A 16,934-nucleotide genomic window follows, 5' to 3' on the forward strand; every position below is an offset into this window, starting at 1 on the left:
TCCTGTTGCTACTGTTCGTCGCTGTTTGGTGGTTACGGTCAAGACGAAAGACAAGCAGTATACAAGAACTGCTTTTTAAGGATGTGGATGTCAGCATGGACGGTCTTGTGCAGAATGGAGATTCGTTTGAAATGGTGCTTGAAGTTCAGCCTGCCAATCTCGAAAATGCCTCAAGGGAAGAGAACAGAGCGGTATGGCTGAACTTTTTGGCGCTCGTGAACACGATAGGCATTCCATACACACTGGTCATGCAGTCCCAACTCTTTGAAATGAGGGACTACACTTCATATTACCGCGATCAGCCAGATAAGCTGAACTTGCCGGAAAAGCTCAAGCAGAGCGGCAGTGAGGTTGCGGACTATTTGGAGCAGTCCACGGAAGAAGGGCGAATCCGCCACTACAAAGGGTATGTCATTCTTCGGTACAGCGCATCGTCCACCGCTCAACCAGGCCTGAAGACCGGGAATGGAACGGTAGATGGTTGGCTTGGCCGGGCTGTTCCTGCCAAGGACCGCATGACGGCTGCTGAAAAAGCGGATTTGGCCGAGCAGATGCTGGAGGAAGCCGCTGAAATGATCTTCAGCTTCTGTGAACAGGCCAATATGCAATATCAGCGGCTGGATAAGGCGGGAGTATGGAATTACACCTATCAGACGTTGCAGCGCGATTTATCGCCTCATGCACGGATGATGGATGCTATTGAAGCAGGTGCATTCCAGCCAGAAAAACGCTCGTTAAACGCCAAATGGAAAGGAGGCGCGACAGAGCATGTTTAAGCATAGGAGATCGACACCGAAAGAAGTGGTGCAGCCCGCATCTTACGAAGGCAAGGCGCAAGGCGTAGATTTTGCTGCGCCGTCGATCATGAATGAAGTGATTCCTGGTCAAGTTGTCGGGAGTGGGACCAAAGCAACCGATTACGCTGTGGAAGTGGGAGGAACGATGATCCCCTCCCGGTTCTACCGCTCATTCTTTGCTGAAATAGCTTCAGGCAATACGTGGTCAGGAATGCTGGATTCCTTGCTCATTGGTGAGTATGGCAACGGGGATGTGGATGTAGCGATTCATATCATGCCATCCAGCAACGATAGGGAGCTAAATGAGATTGGTCGCCGTATTGCTGGACTCTATTCCGATTTAGTCGAGGAAAAAGACGTTCGTAAGATTGATTCCATGCGGGATGAAATCGCTGATTTAAAAGACAGACAAAAGCGGATTCGATTGAACATTGAGAAAAGCTTCCGGGTTTGTATTCAGGTTATTGCCAGTTCTACCGAATGGAAGTCCGTCATGCAGCTATGCCGCTTGCTGGTCCAGCGCTTTGCCGGGAAGTCAATCTTCCTCCGTGCGGCGGATGGTCAGCAGCTCGCGGCCTTGAAATCTGTGTTGCCGACTTGTTCCCCGGAGATTATGAAAGAGCATTTCTTGTCGCTCGAAAGCTCTAACGTAGCTGATTTATTCCCATTCATCGGTGGTGGACTCAGCCACCGCAGCGGCATTATTATCGGTAAAGACCGTTTGGGTCGTCCGGTGTGGCTTGATAACTGGCACCCGGAGTTGACTAATTATCATATGTGTATTATTGGTCGGTCTGGCGCGGGCAAGACGTATGCGGTGATGTTGGTTATTCACCGTTCGGCGCATATTGGCAGGAGGGTAGGCATCATCGACTGGAAGGGCGAGTATGGGGATTTCTTGAGTATGATTGGCTGCCCATCAATGGAGCTGCATGAAAAGTCCAAGCATCGGATTAATCCTTATGATGTGGACATTACAGAACTAGCAGATGGGTATCGCTACATTGACCTTGAGGAAGCTTCTAACTCTGTTCAGGCGCTGGCGTTTAAGATGATATCTGTTTATGACAGAACTGCACTGACCGGAGAAGTGAAGGTATTCATCGGTCATGCTATACGGGAGCAGTATCAGGAAGCTGGTATTAGCCATGAGGTTGAAAGTCTGTTTGAAGACACGCCTACGCAGGGAGAGCAAGGACAATTTCGGGTTGGTAGACAGCGGAAGGTTATGCCGGAACTGGTTGGGTTATACCAGCGTATGGCGGCAAGCAGTCAAGAGGCGGTTCGAAAAGCCGCCGACATGTTAAAGCCGTTTACTCGTCTCGGAAATATGCCTTCTTATGCGATCTTTGATGAGCCATCTACTGTGGAACTGAAGCATGCACCTGTGTTCGGATTTGCGATTAATCGGCTGGACCCGGAAATTATGCGACCCATCGGCTTATTTGTTGCCGAACGCTGGATGATGGAATGCTGGGCCAAAAAGTTCCCGGAGATCCAAAAGCAGTTGGTGATCGAAGAATCACAGAACATCTTTTTGGATGAAGACTTTGGCGCGATTTGGGCGGAGAGTGCTTATCGGGAAGGTCGTGCAACCAATACCGGTGTCGTATCTGTCACACAAGGGCTTGAAGTATACACGCGCTCTCAAGCAGGTATGGCTGCAATCAAAAATAGTCCAGTCAAACTGATTGGTATCCAGGAAACGCTCGATATTGATGCGGTACGCGGAAAACTGGCGTTGACGGAGGGTGAGGCGGACTATCTGGTCTATCAGGCCCGCAAAGGTGATCTGGTGGTAAAAGTAGATAATCAATCCACAATAGTCCATGTCGATGCTTCGCCGCTGGAAAACATGATGTTTACCAGTGATCCGAATGACCCGGCGTATCAGGAACGAAAGCGGCGAATGCGAGAGGCGGCTGTGGGATGAGCAAGGTGACGCGCTTTGCTTTTGTTCTCCTGCTTTCTCTCCTTCTGGTTGTCCAGGTATCGCCTGTTTTTGCTGCTGGTTCAACACCCAGCCCAAGCAATCAAGGGAATCAGGGTGTGATTGGGAAGCAGATGCAAAAGTATTATGAGGATGACGAACACAAGCCCGGCCTAATGGAACGGACGATAGCAGAGCCGATTATTTCGGTTTCCAATTTTCTTCTGAAGTTCTTTGGAGCAAAGGATGTAGTCGTTCTGGTATTCGGCATAGACCCCAGTGCTGACAATTCTTCGGATGTGAGAGACGGGCTATATCTAGGTGTTTTTACCGAAGGTATGATGAACGCCATTGACGCGCTATACAGTAGCTTTGAGCGCTTTATGCCGTTTCCCTTCATTCTGGCCGTCATGCTGATTGCAGGTCTGCTGCTGTTCCAAGGAATGAGTGCAGACGGACGTTCAAAGGCAAAGGACTATATGTTGGCCTTTTTGGTCGGTTTACTGTCCATCCGTTTCGGTTATTATCTCTGGAGCTTCGTGGCTTATGTCACTCAGAAGTTTACGAGCCTGATCTGGGCTACGATGCTGGATCACGGTATAAAACCGGATTTGTTTTTAAACATGATTTGGGGCAGCGGGACGGGATACGATGATATGGTCAAGTATCGCGGATTCGTGGTGGCCCTACTGGTTCTGCTAGCAGCAATCATGGCGGCGTTGCTCAATTATCAGTACACAATGCGCATAATTAACCTCATGGTGTTAGTATCCACCTTCGTGATTTCAGCCATACTGACGATCTTTCCAAAGTATAGGCAATCCTTGCAAATGTGGTGGAACGAATTTATTTCGCAAATGCTCTTGCCCTGTGCTCATGCACTGGCACTGGGGCTTTTTTTCTTGCTGCTTTATTATGGCAGCGACGATGTATCCAATTGGGTGATCGTCGCCTACTTATTTGGCTTTTCTTCCATTCAAGCGCTCGTCTACCGCCTGCTTGGTGCTGAAGACAGCGGTAAGGCTTCTATAGGCAAAATGATGGGTTTTGGTACGATGATGGCCCTTGGGCGAATGTTTAAACCTAATGGTGGAAAGGGGAAAAAGTCATCCAAGAGCGGAGGAAATGAAGCTCAAGAAATGCTGGAGGGGGGAGTACAGCTTCGGCAGAGGGAAGCTCAGGAAACTTGGCCCCCGTACCTGCGATCAGTCAGCCCAAGCAGCGTAACTGGAAACAGAGTGCCGGACAAATGGGAGGCAAAGCGGCAGGGTATGCCCTTCATTATGGGAGCAGAGCAGCCGGAGCCGTTGCCGGAACCTCCATTGGACTTATGGCTGGCAATCCCGCTTACGGTGCGCTGATTGGTGCTAAGGCAGGGGGAGCGCTAGGTAAAGGAGCCGAAGGACTTGTAAAAGGGGGGATGTGGCTAGGAAATAAAGCAGTAGGTGGGTTTCAAAGTAATAAGGCTGCATCAGCAATAGATGGTCCAGAAGAAACAAGGTCTGAGGAAATCGGAGGGGACAGGGGTACACCACCTGTTGAGTTGTTGCAGTGGGAAGCAAACAGAGGAAGTCGATCCGATGTTCAGCAGTCCTCAAATCCTGTACCGGGAGCGACAAGTTCAACGGGAACTGTTGGCAGAGTAACTGGAGTTGGTTCATCTAGCAGCGGAGCGGGCCAGTCATCACCAAAGACGGGGACAAAGCCTGCTAGTTCCGGGGGTGTTGTAAATAGCGGAATCATGATCAATGGTGGCAAAGTTAGATCGAATAGCATTTCCGTTTCAAATAACCAATCCGGTACCAATAACGGCTCCTCGGGTGGAGATGTAAAAGCAAATTCAATCCGGGTAGATGGAAACACATCTGAAGCAGGTGTGAAAATCACGGGCGGCCATGTACAAGCGGAACACATCTCTCCGAATACCGACATCCGTCAAGACACAGGCGAAGGTCAATCAGAACAGCCCCGATCTACTCCCAGCGGTAGACATTACAACTATGACTTGTGAACGGAGGGTCGTATGGAGCAGGCATGGCAAATGGCTAAACGTCTTGGTAAAAAGCTCGGGAAAAAGCTGCTTAAATTTATACTGGTTAAAACTGCACCCGTTACGCTACCCCTTCTGGGCATTTTGCTTCTGATGTTTTTAGCATATGTGCTAATCTTTGAAATGCCTAAACAGGCGATTGCCGATACCTGGGACAATACCACAGATCGGGTTGCCAGTTGGTTTTATGGTACATCTGAAAAGCAGCAGGACGACATTTTTGAGCAGTACCAAGCGCTCGCCGAAAGATGGAAGGAAGGACTTACAGCCGATCAGCAGCTTCAGGTCGAGCCATATGCATTCAATTGGGAGTGGCTGGCGGCGGTAGACCGAGCACTAAATGATCCGTCTTTCTTGGAAACCTATGGTGGGACAAAAACGAAAGAACTGACGTTGCACCCGGAGCAAACCTTTAAAGAAGTTCGGCCCCGGTTTACGTGGGTGACAAAAGAAAAGGTCACGACCCAACAAGTGGTGGTCGAGGTGGAAGGAAATCCAAACTCCCCGATGACTGGACCGCCCAGCTATGAGGTGAGGACGATTCAAACATCCGTTCCAGTGAAGTTGCTAGAACGGGCCGAAACGATTTACGGAACTTATGACTATTCGTATAAAAATGAGGTCAGCACAAGCACCACGCCTTCCGCAACCGGACCGCTCTCGACCAAGGTTGTTGAGCCGCGGCTGGAGCGTGTGGAAACCGTGGAGGATAACTGGAAACCCCTGCGACATATCCTGAAGCAGCATGGAGTTACCCGAGCAAGTGACCAGGATTTTTTGCTGGAATATTGGCTGTCGTTTCTATCCAACGATGACGGCAGTGACAATCCCATGACAGACTGGACACCGGTGAACGGGCAGCTTATATGGCCGACTGAGGGGAGGGACATTACCTCTACGTTTGGGGTGCGGATTCATCCCATTACTGGTGTGAAAAAAATGCATAATGGAATTGACATCGGTGTGCCTACGGGTACGCCTGTTTTTGCTGCGCGTGAAGGAACGGTCATTTTCGCCGGAGCGATGGGTACAGCCGGGCAAGCCGTTATCATCAAGCATGACAACGGTCTGGAAACGCGGTATTACCACCTGAATCGGGTAGATGTTTTGAACGGACAAGTGGTGACGGCCAGAGAGCAGGTTGCTGAGTCAGGCAATAGCGGTAGCTCCACTGGGCCACATTTGCATTTCGAAGTGCGGCTTAGTGGCACTCCTGTTAATCCATTGCTCTATTTCGGTTACAGCGAATCTGCATCTTCCATTTTGACTTACCGGGCGCTAAATATATCAGTTCTTATTCAATGGCTGAATGACCGAGACTCCGCGTTGGCTAATGCTGATGTGCTTAGGCTGATTGACCAAGCGGCGAAAAGTCAAAACATAGACCCGTACTTGCTCATCGCCATTACTGGAGCCGAGCAGAGTTTTGTTCCACGCTCGAATCCCAGCGCGGAAAAAATTATCCGCAATCCGTGGAATGTCTTCGGAAGCTGGAAGGTGGGGCGCGGCTCTATGCTAACGACTGGTGAAGCGGCCCGCATCGCGGCCAAAACGATAGTGAAGCTGTCGAAGGAGAAGCCGTCCACTGTGGATGCCATTGAGTGGCTTTCCAGCCGCAATAATCCAAATGGGTATTATGCCGCTGATCCGAATTGGTGGCGAAATGTCTCCAGCATTTATCAGCAATTTTCTAACTTTTAAGTGAGGAGGGAACAAATGAATGTTTATCGTTCAGTGACAACGCTAATTGCCCTGCTGCTAATGCTCACGATGGCCCAGCCGCTGGTTGCCGCTGCTGCCAGTGCGACCGGTACGGCATCAAGTACACCGAAGCTCTCTGAGCAGATCCAGCAGCAAAGTGAGGACTTTAACCCGGATAAGCTAGGCAAGCAAATGGAGCAGAAAGCAACGGAACTCCAGGTTGTTGTGGTCGGTGGCAGCAAACTCTATATTATCCTAGCGCTTGTTGTCTTTGGGCTGTTATTGATCGGGGGGCTGTTTTTCCGCCGTCTGCTGTCCGCTGCTTTTGTTTTCCTGGCACTTGCTTTTTTGGGATACCTGATCCTCAATTATTGGCCGCAAATTACAGATTTCCTTTTGTCCGTTTTAAAGTGGTTGTTTGGTAAAGGGGGAAACGCAAGTGAAACTTCATCTGGTCTTTGAAGCTTCCCTTCTTCCAGCATTGAAAGAGGCTTTGCTGGAGCGTGAATATGTTGTCAGCGGAACGGATGTAACGTTGGAACAATTTCAAATTGCAGTGGAGGCGGGGAGTATTGAAGCCGATACCGCGCTAGTGGACGGGGCGCTAGGCGTGAATCGCTCAGAGAGTGTGAAGCTCCTCAAGGGGATTCGAGTCGCCGCGCCTGATCTGCGCTTGATTGTCATTCTATCTTCCGTTGATACGCAGTGGGTCAAAGAGTTGGGAATGCTCGGCATTTACGACGTGTATATGACAGAACAGTTCCAATTGGCAGATATTGAACATTGGCTATATTCCAAGAAGACATTGGCGGACGTACCGGAGTTTGGAGAGCAGGGTGTTAAACGCCCTGCTCCACCAACCCCGGGCACTGAAGTTCAATTTCAGCAGAAACCGGAGTCCAAGGACAGCTTTAAGCACCATGTCCAGCGGTTAGGAAACTGGATGGCTCAGAAGAGGGAAGATGCTCGCAACAGGCGGACGGAAGCAGCGCTAAAGAAGTTGGAAGAAGCAGAGCACCAAGGTGACGAGGAGCTGCAGGAGCTGACAGAGGCGCTTGAAGCAGAGCAACCTCCTGCAGCCAGCTTACGGTTTGACTTTCCTAAGCGGGCGATGGCTGTGGGTGTAATCGGATTGAAACCGCGCAGCGGTACCACACATACGGTGCTTGCGCTCGCTTCTGCTTTTGCCAAAGAGGGGATGAAGGTAGCGGCTATCGAATGCCAACTGCCGGACAAATCATCTGATTTCGCCAGCCTTGCATACCCCTTCACAGAACAAGAGGGAATCACATTATACCCGAATGTGTCGCCAGAACGGATTCCTGCTCTGTTGGCCTTACCTTTTGACCTCATTGTGCTGGATCTTGGCAGTGCGGTAGAGGAGCGAGCCAGTCCTGCAATGTCAGAGTGGCTGCGTTGCGATCTCCAATTGGCCGTGCTTTCCGCAGCTCCGTGGGATGTAAGGGATGCCTTGAAAAACCAAACCGTGTCCTTGTTAACGAACATCCGGGGGTATGTGCTTGTCAATTATGCCGACCCGGATATGTTCAAGGAAACAAAGGAACTGCTGGAGCCTTTCGGTGTTCCGGTCATGAATGTTCCGTATGCCCCCAATCCATTTGAGGGGAAATCCGATTGGGTTGCACCGCTGATGCCTGCAAAAGCGCCGAAAAAGAGACGCTTTGCAAAAACACTGTAGAAAAAGGAGGGGAACGATTTGCTTCAAAAGATGTTTAAAAAAGCAGAATATACACAGCCTGGAACGCAGCGGTCAGCTACAGTCATGGCACTTTGGAATCCGGCTGGAGGCGACAGCACAGAGTTGCTAGAGGCGCTACTGCCGCTGCTGCGTAAAGCCGAAGAGAGTGTAGCGATAGTGGAGTTTCCTTGCTTGGGTGTTCCTCGTATTGCCTATCGTTTTGGATTGGAAGAAGTCGCTTCAGTACAAACCATTGACCAACTGCTAATTGACTATGACCGGGGGATGCTTCAACCCTTTCATTCGTATCTATTCCCGCACGAAGGCGCGGATTGTTTGCTCATTCAGCCTCGTAGCAAGCCGGATTCTCCGGTGCTACTAAAGCTGCAACAGGAACAAACCCTGTTGGAATTGCCAGCTTACTTGAAAGCCCAACTCAGCGGCTATGATTGGGTGTTCTTTGTGCTGCAAGGCCAGCTTATTCATCCCATGACCTTTTTTGCGCTTCGTGCAGCCGATAAGGTGGTACTGGCAGCGCAGGAAGCCATCGAATGGATTCGAACGGTGGGCGCGTATACGCTAATGAAGGAAGACTACGGCTTCAGTGCGGACCAACTCCTGATGTTCAGCGAGTCCCGTCATTCTATCATCCGAGAACAGAGCAAGAAGGATTTCAATCTAATCGCTCAGCCCGCAGAGCTGCTGAAGTTGGGGAGGGTGAGCGTATGATCGGTATCATTAATCCTGTGGAGTATGTGCAATACAAACCGCGCGTGGTGCTACAATCGACCTCTCGTACCCGCAGTGACGAAGCGAGCTTGCGTTCAGTGCTGGAACAAACACAGCGGTATCTCGTTGACCAGCACAATGACGACTTTGTAAAAGCATTTGTCGATGAAACGGCTCGGAACCGCATTAAGTATCATATCTCAGATTACATCAAGGAGCAGCGCGGCCTTCAGTTCAGTATGCCGATGGAAGAAGTCATAAGCATTGTGCAGACCGAAATCACGGAAATGGGTGTGCTGCAACCGGCGCTAGATGATCCAAGCATCAGCAGCATTGAGATTAATGGCCCCGGTGAAGTGATTGTTGAACAAGACGGATTCCCTGTACATATGACGGAGATACGTTTTCAGGATAATGACCACATCTACCGGACGATTGATAAAATGCTTATGCCTATTGGCAAGACACTAACGGCTAACGAGCCGATCATTGATGCCAATTATCGTGGCTTTCGGATTAACGTCATTATGGATGTGACAAGGGGCGGGGTCAGTACCGGTAGCCCTGTTGTATCCATCCGAAAGTTTCCGCCAGACGTGTATTCGGATGAGGAGTGTATTGCTTATGGTAACATTTCGGTGGACATTTCTCGGTTTCTGGCTGACATCCTGCCTTATGGCGTGAAAACGATCATTGCAGGCGGAACCAATAGCGGGAAAACCACGCAGCTTATTCGGTTTCCATCCTACTATGACCGTCTTATCCGTTTCTTCTGCATTGAGGACTCGGAGGAAATGATGCTGAAAGGGAAAACGACTTATCAGGACTATCCGAATATTGCCTCTGTTATTGTGAAAGAGCATGACGATGAACGCAAAGCGTATACCATTCCGAAGCTGGTCAAAACGAGCTTGCGGCAAAATCCAGATGTCATATTGATTGGTGAAATGCGGGATGAACATGCGGCACAACAAGCTCTTGTCGCCGCTAACACGGGACACATTGTACATCTGACCACTCACGCAGACGGAGCGAAGGAAGCTTTAGTCCGTTTCCTGCAATTGGCCGGGAACAATCGCACGGTAGCTTCACAAATTGCTATGGCTTTTAATTTGGTCTTGTTTCAAAAATATTACGAGTATGAGACTGAATCAGGAAAACGAAAAGGGATACGCGTTGTTTTTGAAATCGCAGAAATACTTGGTTTTGAAGGAACGGAAGAGCCGCTGATCAATACCATCTTTACGTTTGATCCGAATGTAAAGCAATTTCAACAGGTAGGGAAGCTTCGAAAATTGAAAAATAAACTCATTACAGAAGGCGCACCGGTAGAAGTTATTTCCCGCTGGTGTGAGTAAGGGGGCATGGGAATGACAAGTGGGTACATGGTGTTCTGGTATGCAGGCGTGGCCTTATTAACGCTTCACTTGCTCTTGCCGAAATCGAGAGATAAACCTAAATCCTTTTCATTATCCAAGGCGTTTGGGTATGAAACACTCCGAAAGGAAGCCGAGGGTGCAGGTTGGAATCTGTCCAGCAAGGAATTTTTATGGATAATCGGATTGGCCGGAGCGCTCATCGCGCTCATCGCACTATTTACAGGTAACTACTTTTTTATTGCATTGGGCTTGGCTCTTTGTTTTACACTACCAAGATATATCATCCTTAAAGTAAAGCGGAATAAACGGACGCAACTTTTGTTTGAACTGCCGTCCAATCTTCGGTTGTGGATCAGTAAGATGGGGGATTTCGGTCATGTGCAGAAGGCACTAGAATCTGCTTTGCCGGATATGGAAGGTAGCACGAAGTCCATGTTTCAGGTCGCTTGTGATAAGCTGCGAATCGGCTTGCCCTTGCAACGTGTACTGGAAGAACTGTATGCCGAAATTCGTATCCGTAAGCTGGAGGACTTTGGGGTTAAGCTTCTGATGGCTCAAATGGAAGGTTTTCATCGCCGCTCTCTCGATAGCCTGAAAGAAACGGTGGAGCAAATCAGTGAGGACATTGCCCAGGTCAAAGAATTGGAGATTGAAGCAAAAAGCAAACGGAGACAGTTGGTCATTATCGTTGCAATGAGCTGGATGATGCCGATCCTCTTATCCTCACTGAGTAGTAACAACGGGAATTTGTTTCTGGATACATGGTATGGTCAGATATTCATCGTCTCTTTTGCTACCGCCTCTCTATTTGCGGTTGGCAAAGGGGACGATTTTTTATCACTCAATTTAGATGAACTTTAAGGGGAGGGATGCGTATTGCTTGTTGCAAATGGCATTTTGTTTGTCGGAGTTTTGATGTTGACTGTAGGGCTGCTGCATGTGCTATTACCCGGATTTGTCCGTGAAAAACGGTATGCGACTCAAGCGCTTCTACTATCCAAAAGCGCAGCCGAACGCCAGCGGATGCAGTTTGATCCGATAACGTTGGCAATGGCGGATCGCTTACCTCGGTTGGAGCAAAAGCTGGGTTGGGGGATGATTGGCAAGCTGCGCCGGATGTATATGGCGCTGGACAAGGAACATTCGTTTGAGATGGAAGTTGCGGGCATTTTGGTCAAGTCTGTCATTGGCGCGCTTCCTCTTGCGGTATTACCGTTTATCTTGGGTGCGCCTGCGCTTTTAGTTGCGATTCCTGCGGGAATCGTTCTTTTTTTGCAGCTCAACTGAACGAAATCCCCAAAGCGTATAAACGCCGCCAGACAGAGATCACGAAAGACTTGCCGCAGCTCATTTCTAAGATGATGATTGCTCTGGAAACCGGGAAGTCATTTATCACGACGATTCAGCGATTGGAGGAAACGAGCGGGCCGCGTACACGAAAAATGCTTTCCCGTCTGAATGCCAATTTACGCATTATGAGCGTGGGTGAAGCAATGGATCTTTTCGCCAAGGAAACGGGTGTACCGGTGATGCGGGAATTCGCTGCGGCCGTCAAGATTGGTAACAATGCCGGATATGAAGAAGCCAAATCTTACTTTGAGAGCATCAAGGACGAGTTGAGACAACTCCGCTTGGTGTCCTTAAAGGAGGTGACCCGGAATCAACCCCAAAAGGTGAAGGGGCTGTACGTGTTAGTGGCTGTACATGCGTTTATTGCGGTGATTATGGCTTTTGTAGCAGTGATGTCGGAAATGCAATCCATTTAAATTTTCTAAAACATAGGAGGATGTTATTTATGCAAACATGGACAATGGGTAAAGAAAAAGTTGGAGTACGGGTTCGTCGTTTCAAGGAAAAAGCACAAGATAAGCTGACTGAACTGACGGTCAAGGCGCTTATGCCGATTCGCAACCAAGAGGGGGCAACCATCATCGAAATCCTCGGCTATGCGCTGGTTGCAGTACTGGGTATTGTCCTAATTTGGGGGCTTATCAAGGGCTGGTTGCCTAAACTGTTTGCCAACATTACAGGCAAAATTGATGGTCTCTCTTAATTGGAACGTTAGGGCGGGAACCCCATCCCCGCCCTTTTCTACCAGAGAGGAGGAGAGCCATGCTTCGAAAAATGCGCTCTGTTCTGAGTAACAACCGAGGGGAAGGACATGCGATTGCCATTTTATTCTTTTTATTGATCGCCTCCATCATGCTCTATTGCGCGGTTGATGTGTACGGGTATATGACCCAAAAGCAGAAGCTGACCATTGCTGCTAATGAGTTAATGGAGATTATCAAGTCTGAGAATGGTTATGATGCCACGAATCGCAGCCAGTTTGATTATCTGGCTCTCAGCCAAGGGCTGAATCCCGCTGCAATTTCGGTTGAGGCGACCCCCAAGTTAGTTCAGCGTGGAGCCACGATTGAGCTGAATGTCAGCATGAATTATAGGTTCATCGGGCTAAAGCCATTGGGTCAAGAAATCACGATACCGATCAAAGTCCATACAAGCGGGCTGGCACATACGTATTTACGTTAGGAGGGATAAAATGCTACGGAATATCGCTCTTATTTTGTTATCCTCTTTTGCCCTGCTTTTGTTCCGGGATGTCGTTGTAACCTACGGTACGTACCTGAAAGTTGAAAAAAGTATAGAGCAGGCACTGGATGCAGCGATTGTCGCCGGTACGAAAGAGATAGATAACCAACGGGGAGGTCTGAAGGTCGATGTAGATGCGGCCAGAGAAGCCTTGCGTGTGTCGTTAATCCAAAATTTGAATTTGAATTCGGAGATGGCGAACGACTTGTTGCATGGAAGTACCCTTGACGTGTACTTGAAGTACAGCGGTGAGATACCACGCATTGAAGCACAGTTTGATACACGTATCGATCTGATTGCCGGGAAGTGGCTCGGGTTATCGGTATGGCCGTTGACGGTCAAAAAGCATACACCTTACTTATCCGAATTTATTTGAGGGAGTGAAGCATTTGAAACGATTATGGAACCAAACGACGCGTCGCTTGGTTATTTTGTTTTGTTCAATATTGCTTGCCGGAGCGGGTGTCTTTGTTCAGAACCGGAATGTCTCAAACCGCACCGAAATGATATACGTTGCGGTAGCCAGCGAGAACGTAAAGCCGAATCATCCGGTGAAATGGACGTTTCGGAATGTGGTGAAAAGTGAATCTCCAGCGGATGCCATCACAGACGCTAAGGAACTGGAGGAACAGAACTGGGTAGCAAACGAGGTGGGGATACCGCAAAATACACCGATAGCTAAATCTATGCTGGTAAAAGCAGAGGAAAGCAAGTATGGAGCCAGCGCTGCATTGAAAAAGGGAAGTATGTTTGTCGGGGTTACAACTGACCAAGTACGCAGCGCAGGGGACTATATTAAGCCCGGTGTGAAGGTGGATGCGTTCGTATATATCAAGGTTGGAAATGAGCGGGGTGAGCAGACATCGAAACTGATTACACCGGAAACAGACCCATTGCTGAAAAATCTATTGGTCAAAGACCGCCAGAACCAAAATGGGTATGAGCCGAAAAGTGAAGAAAACCAGAATCCGATTCCGGCGATTGCGATTATTGAAACGGATAATCCGTTAGTCGCTGCTGCGTTGATTAAGTATCAAGAGGAAGGCAAGGTGTATCTGGTGCCGACCGGTACGCAAGGTAACGAGCAATGAAGCGTTGGGGGGCTCTAGGGCTGATGTGTCTTTTGTTGAGTAGCCTACAGCCGATTACTGGTGTGGAAGCTCAGACAGTCACAGAAACGGCCTATTTTAAATCAGGCGATGTCATTTCTAATGTGTATAGAAATGTGTATGAGTCGAAATTGGCAGTGTCATTGTTGTCCGCGTCATCGGTATCGCTGGATCTGCAACAACCACAAGAACTCACCATGCGATTTCAGCTTGAAATAAATCAGGAACATACAGCGGGATGGCAGTATACCGCCCAACTCAGCAATTTTACAATCAAGCAGCAAAGAGGCAAAGAGATAGTGCGAGCGGAGATTATGGCTGCTTCCGTTTCTTTTTTGGTTCAAAATGTGGCTTCAGAGGATGCGCATACCCTGCCTGTTGGCTACGCTGGAACGTTTGCTTCTGGCGATAGCCAAACGGTACTTCAGGCCGAAGAAGGGGAAGGAAAAGGACGATTTGAGGCAGATTTGCTTTTGAAGGTCGCCCTTCCTCCATCAGTTCAGATTGTGTCCGTAGAGGGTGGAAGTGATCTTAAGGCTGGGCAGCAAATCGGGCTTCTATCTGGGGAGTATCGGGCAAGCCTGGTCAGTACGCTGGTTGCAGGATTATAGATAGAAATGAGGTTTTGTATGGAAATAAGAAAGGTTGGAGCGCTGTTATTTATGTTATGTATGAGTTGTTTTGGGCTGGCGGGCATCGCCAGTGCGGATAGCTCTTTTACGATCTCACCGATTAAAGCGGTTGAAGAAGGTCGGGGCTATTATAAGGACACGGTACAGCCCGGACAGGTAAGGGAATATACCTTCTATCTTCGTAATTTGAAAAATGAGCCGCTACCACTCACCGTGTATCCCGCTGATGCTAGGCCAGCCCAAAACGGCGGAAGGAGCTTTGGCGAAAAAGAACAGCCGCAGACACTGGTTGGCTCTTGGCTATCGCCACAGAAGGTACAAAACGTGACCCTTGCTCCCAAAGAAGAACGACAATTCAGCTTCAGGGTAAAGGTTCCGAAGTCGCTTACTCCAGGTCAGTATGTTGGGGTTGTAGCTGCGGAGGAACGTATCCCGGCCAGCCCTGCCAAATCCCTGTCCCAGCAAGCAAGTGTTGCGATTGATGTGGTAAACCGCGCTGGAGTTCAAATCGTATTAGAGTACAAACCGAAGCAGTCCAAGCATACGATGAGTATCGACGCATTCCGGCATGACTACATTCCTGCTGGAAACTCACGATTGACGATTGATTTGTCCAACAGCGGCACGATTCTTGAAAAGCCTAAAGGAAAGATTATCGTCCGAGATAGTAAAAATCAGGTCATGTACCAGAGCGATTATGCCGCTGATTCCATCTATGCTGGAACAACAGCAAACATGGTCTATGTCGTTAATGAGAAGCTGTTGCTGCCGGATACGTATTCCGTCTATTACGAAGCAACATTTTCCGGTAAGACGATTAACCGTACGTTTAACTTCACGGTGACAAGAGAGAATTCACAGCAGTCCAAGCAGGCACTTATAGATTCCGGCAAGATTGAGGTCAAACAGACATTTGAAGACTGGTTATGGCAACATAGCTGGATCATTATTTTGGTCTTCTTCCTGTTTATTTTGATATTGATCTTAGCCGTATGGCTTTCGCTTGCATTGTCCAAGCGTAAGAAGAAAGAAGCTCAGTCGCAGGATGACAGCACAAACCCTATACCGGTTGAACAATCAGGCGCAGGCTCCTCTTAAGGGGTCTGCGCTTTTTTGTATAGGTTGAGGAGGTGAGGCGGTATTTATCAAGGTCAGGCAAATGCTACCTGACACAGACCATATCAGGAGGAATGAAGAATGAAAAAAGTATGGTTAGCTTTATGTACATCCATCATGCTGCTGCTTCCATTGTCAGCAGTACACGCAGAGACGGATGAGTCGGAGGTGACGGTGACGGGTTCTGGATTACAAATGACCCAGACCCAGCCCCGGTTTTCAGACGTGACCTTAAGCGTGAAGAACACGCAGACTACACAAGCCACAAATGACCTGTATGTCATGGATGCGCGGGTACGGCAGCCGGGTGGGGCATCACGCTGCGAGCAACGGATTTTAAGCTGTCGCGGACGATTGGTGGTGCAGCAGTTGAATTTGTCATTCCAGCTTCGGCGGTGACGTTCACGGCTTCGTACAAAGGTGCGTTGGTCGGAACGACTATCGACTTTGCTTCTGGAAATGGTGAACTGGCAACGGGGAAGGTACTCAGCTCTGAGGATGAGCGAATTGTCGGCGTAGTTCCTTCCGAGGGTGCCGGTACGCACCGGATCGGCGTGAACTATACGCTGGCGGTGCCGAAGCTGATCCAGGGCAGCAATGGCAAGACGGTCGGTTTGTTGCAGGGAACATATACCTCAACATTCACCTACACCGCTACTGCAGGACTATAAGGAGGAAATGATATGATCACTAAACCAAAAGATAATCCCCCAAAAAAACTGCGCAGATGGGGGACTTTAGCACTCGCCTTTACATTGCTCATCCCTGGACTTGTTATTTCTGGGAGTACGCAAACCGTTGAGGGAGCAGCGTACACCCATATTTCAAAAGTAGGAGCCTTTGACGAGAAATCCAGGGAATTAAATATTTTCAGCTTGGATAACGGCTATAAAGTATTACAAAGACGAGGCTTTGACACGGTGGATGTTTCTCCTGGTCCATCAGAAAAATACTATAATTATTACGATAGTTATGGTAGCACTAAAATCGGTAGCGTATATTTACAATCGGGTAAACTGTACACTCAAAAAGCCGGAGAAAGTGCAGTCGAAAAACTGGATGATGTTGTCGATTTTGAAGTATTAACAAACAACGAATACTCAGATATTGCAAAATTTAGTTATTTTGCACTCAAGAGCGATGGAACTGTTTGGGCTTGGGGGCAGGAGCAAAAGGACAGTTAGCTATTGGTGGTGCTGT

General features: G+C 48.8%; 21 protein-coding genes. All 21 read left to right on the plus strand.

What is annotated here, in order from left to right; all coding sequences use genetic code 11:
• Positions 1–83 precede the first annotated feature (83 nt).
• The 21 genes from JI735_RS19215 to JI735_RS19315 all read left to right on the plus strand — a co-directional run bounded on the left by JI735_RS19215 (position 84) and on the right by JI735_RS19315 (position 16,918).
• Complete coding sequence (locus JI735_RS19215; RefSeq protein ID WP_202676305.1) at positions 84–776, plus strand: TraC-like domain-containing protein; 693 nt, start codon at positions 84–86, stop codon at positions 774–776.
• Complete coding sequence (locus tag JI735_RS19220; RefSeq protein ID WP_039834665.1) at positions 769–2,730, plus strand: VirB4 family type IV secretion system protein; 1,962 nt, start codon at positions 769–771, stop codon at positions 2,728–2,730. Before JI735_RS19215 ends, JI735_RS19220 begins: the two co-directional genes overlap by 8 nt.
• Positions 2,727–4,088 (plus strand): TrbL/VirB6 family protein, encoded by a 1,362-nt coding sequence (locus JI735_RS19225; protein WP_202676306.1) that lies wholly within the window; start codon positions 2,727–2,729, stop codon positions 4,086–4,088. Before JI735_RS19220 ends, JI735_RS19225 begins: the two co-directional genes overlap by 4 nt.
• Complete coding sequence (locus tag JI735_RS19230; protein ID WP_202676307.1) at positions 4,058–4,738, plus strand: hypothetical protein; 681 nt, start codon at positions 4,058–4,060, stop codon at positions 4,736–4,738. Before JI735_RS19225 ends, JI735_RS19230 begins: the two co-directional genes overlap by 31 nt.
• A gap of 12 nt (positions 4,739–4,750) precedes the next feature.
• On the plus strand, positions 4,751–6,478 hold the full coding sequence (locus JI735_RS19235) for a M23 family metallopeptidase (protein ID WP_202676308.1): 1,728 nt from the start codon (positions 4,751–4,753) through the stop codon (positions 6,476–6,478).
• Positions 6,479–6,493: 15 nt separating this feature from the next.
• Complete coding sequence (locus tag JI735_RS19240; RefSeq protein ID WP_039834674.1) at positions 6,494–6,940, plus strand: hypothetical protein; 447 nt, start codon at positions 6,494–6,496, stop codon at positions 6,938–6,940.
• A complete protein-coding gene (locus JI735_RS19245; protein ID WP_202676309.1) occupies positions 6,918–8,177 on the plus strand; it encodes a hypothetical protein in 1,260 nt (419 codons plus the stop codon). The genes JI735_RS19240 and JI735_RS19245 overlap by 23 nt, the downstream gene beginning before the upstream one ends.
• A gap of 18 nt (positions 8,178–8,195) precedes the next feature.
• The gene (locus JI735_RS19250) at positions 8,196–8,906 is read left to right on the plus strand and encodes a hypothetical protein (protein WP_202676310.1); all 711 of its coding nucleotides are present in this window, start codon (positions 8,196–8,198) and stop codon (positions 8,904–8,906) included.
• Complete coding sequence (locus JI735_RS19255; protein WP_039834678.1) at positions 8,903–10,264, plus strand: ATPase, T2SS/T4P/T4SS family; 1,362 nt, start codon at positions 8,903–8,905, stop codon at positions 10,262–10,264. Before JI735_RS19250 ends, JI735_RS19255 begins: the two co-directional genes overlap by 4 nt.
• A gap of 12 nt (positions 10,265–10,276) precedes the next feature.
• A complete protein-coding gene (locus JI735_RS19260; RefSeq protein WP_039834679.1) occupies positions 10,277–11,146 on the plus strand; it encodes a type II secretion system F family protein in 870 nt (289 codons plus the stop codon).
• A 15-nt stretch (positions 11,147–11,161) separates the two neighbouring features.
• A complete protein-coding gene (locus JI735_RS19265; protein ID WP_202676311.1) occupies positions 11,162–11,572 on the plus strand; it encodes a hypothetical protein in 411 nt (136 codons plus the stop codon).
• Between the two features lie 71 nt (positions 11,573–11,643).
• Positions 11,644–12,051, plus strand: coding sequence for a hypothetical protein (locus JI735_RS19270; RefSeq protein ID WP_202676312.1), 408 nt, complete (start codon positions 11,644–11,646; stop codon positions 12,049–12,051).
• Positions 12,052–12,080: 29 nt separating this feature from the next.
• Positions 12,081–12,338, plus strand: a complete 258-nt coding sequence (locus JI735_RS19275) for a hypothetical protein (RefSeq protein ID WP_039834681.1) — start codon at positions 12,081–12,083, stop codon at positions 12,336–12,338.
• Positions 12,339–12,397: 59 nt separating this feature from the next.
• On the plus strand, positions 12,398–12,817 hold the full coding sequence (locus JI735_RS19280; RefSeq protein WP_039834682.1) for a DUF4320 family protein: 420 nt from the start codon (positions 12,398–12,400) through the stop codon (positions 12,815–12,817).
• A gap of 10 nt (positions 12,818–12,827) precedes the next feature.
• The gene (locus JI735_RS19285) at positions 12,828–13,253 is read left to right on the plus strand and encodes a hypothetical protein (protein WP_039834683.1); all 426 of its coding nucleotides are present in this window, start codon (positions 12,828–12,830) and stop codon (positions 13,251–13,253) included.
• Between the two features lie 13 nt (positions 13,254–13,266).
• A complete protein-coding gene (locus JI735_RS19290; RefSeq protein ID WP_157771334.1) occupies positions 13,267–13,968 on the plus strand; it encodes a CpaB family protein in 702 nt (233 codons plus the stop codon).
• Positions 13,965–14,597, plus strand: coding sequence for a hypothetical protein (locus JI735_RS19295; RefSeq protein WP_039834685.1), 633 nt, complete (start codon positions 13,965–13,967; stop codon positions 14,595–14,597). The genes JI735_RS19290 and JI735_RS19295 overlap by 4 nt, the downstream gene beginning before the upstream one ends.
• A gap of 18 nt (positions 14,598–14,615) precedes the next feature.
• Positions 14,616–15,716, plus strand: coding sequence for a WxL protein peptidoglycan domain-containing protein (locus tag JI735_RS19300; protein WP_039834686.1), 1,101 nt, complete (start codon positions 14,616–14,618; stop codon positions 15,714–15,716).
• A gap of 99 nt (positions 15,717–15,815) precedes the next feature.
• The gene (locus JI735_RS19305) at positions 15,816–16,133 is read left to right on the plus strand and encodes a hypothetical protein (RefSeq protein WP_202676314.1); all 318 of its coding nucleotides are present in this window, start codon (positions 15,816–15,818) and stop codon (positions 16,131–16,133) included.
• Positions 16,130–16,405 carry a hypothetical protein gene (locus tag JI735_RS19310; protein ID WP_202676315.1) on the plus strand — a complete coding sequence of 92 codons (276 nt, stop codon included), beginning with the start codon at positions 16,130–16,132 and terminating at the stop codon, positions 16,403–16,405. Before JI735_RS19305 ends, JI735_RS19310 begins: the two co-directional genes overlap by 4 nt.
• Positions 16,406–16,417: 12 nt before the next feature.
• Positions 16,418–16,918, plus strand: a complete 501-nt coding sequence (locus JI735_RS19315; RefSeq protein WP_202676316.1) for a hypothetical protein — start codon at positions 16,418–16,420, stop codon at positions 16,916–16,918.
• Positions 16,919–16,934 lie beyond the last annotated feature (16 nt).

It is taken from the genome of Paenibacillus sonchi (genome assembly GCF_016772475.1).
GTDB lineage: Bacteria > Bacillota > Bacilli > Paenibacillales > Paenibacillaceae > Paenibacillus_AQ > Paenibacillus_AQ sonchi.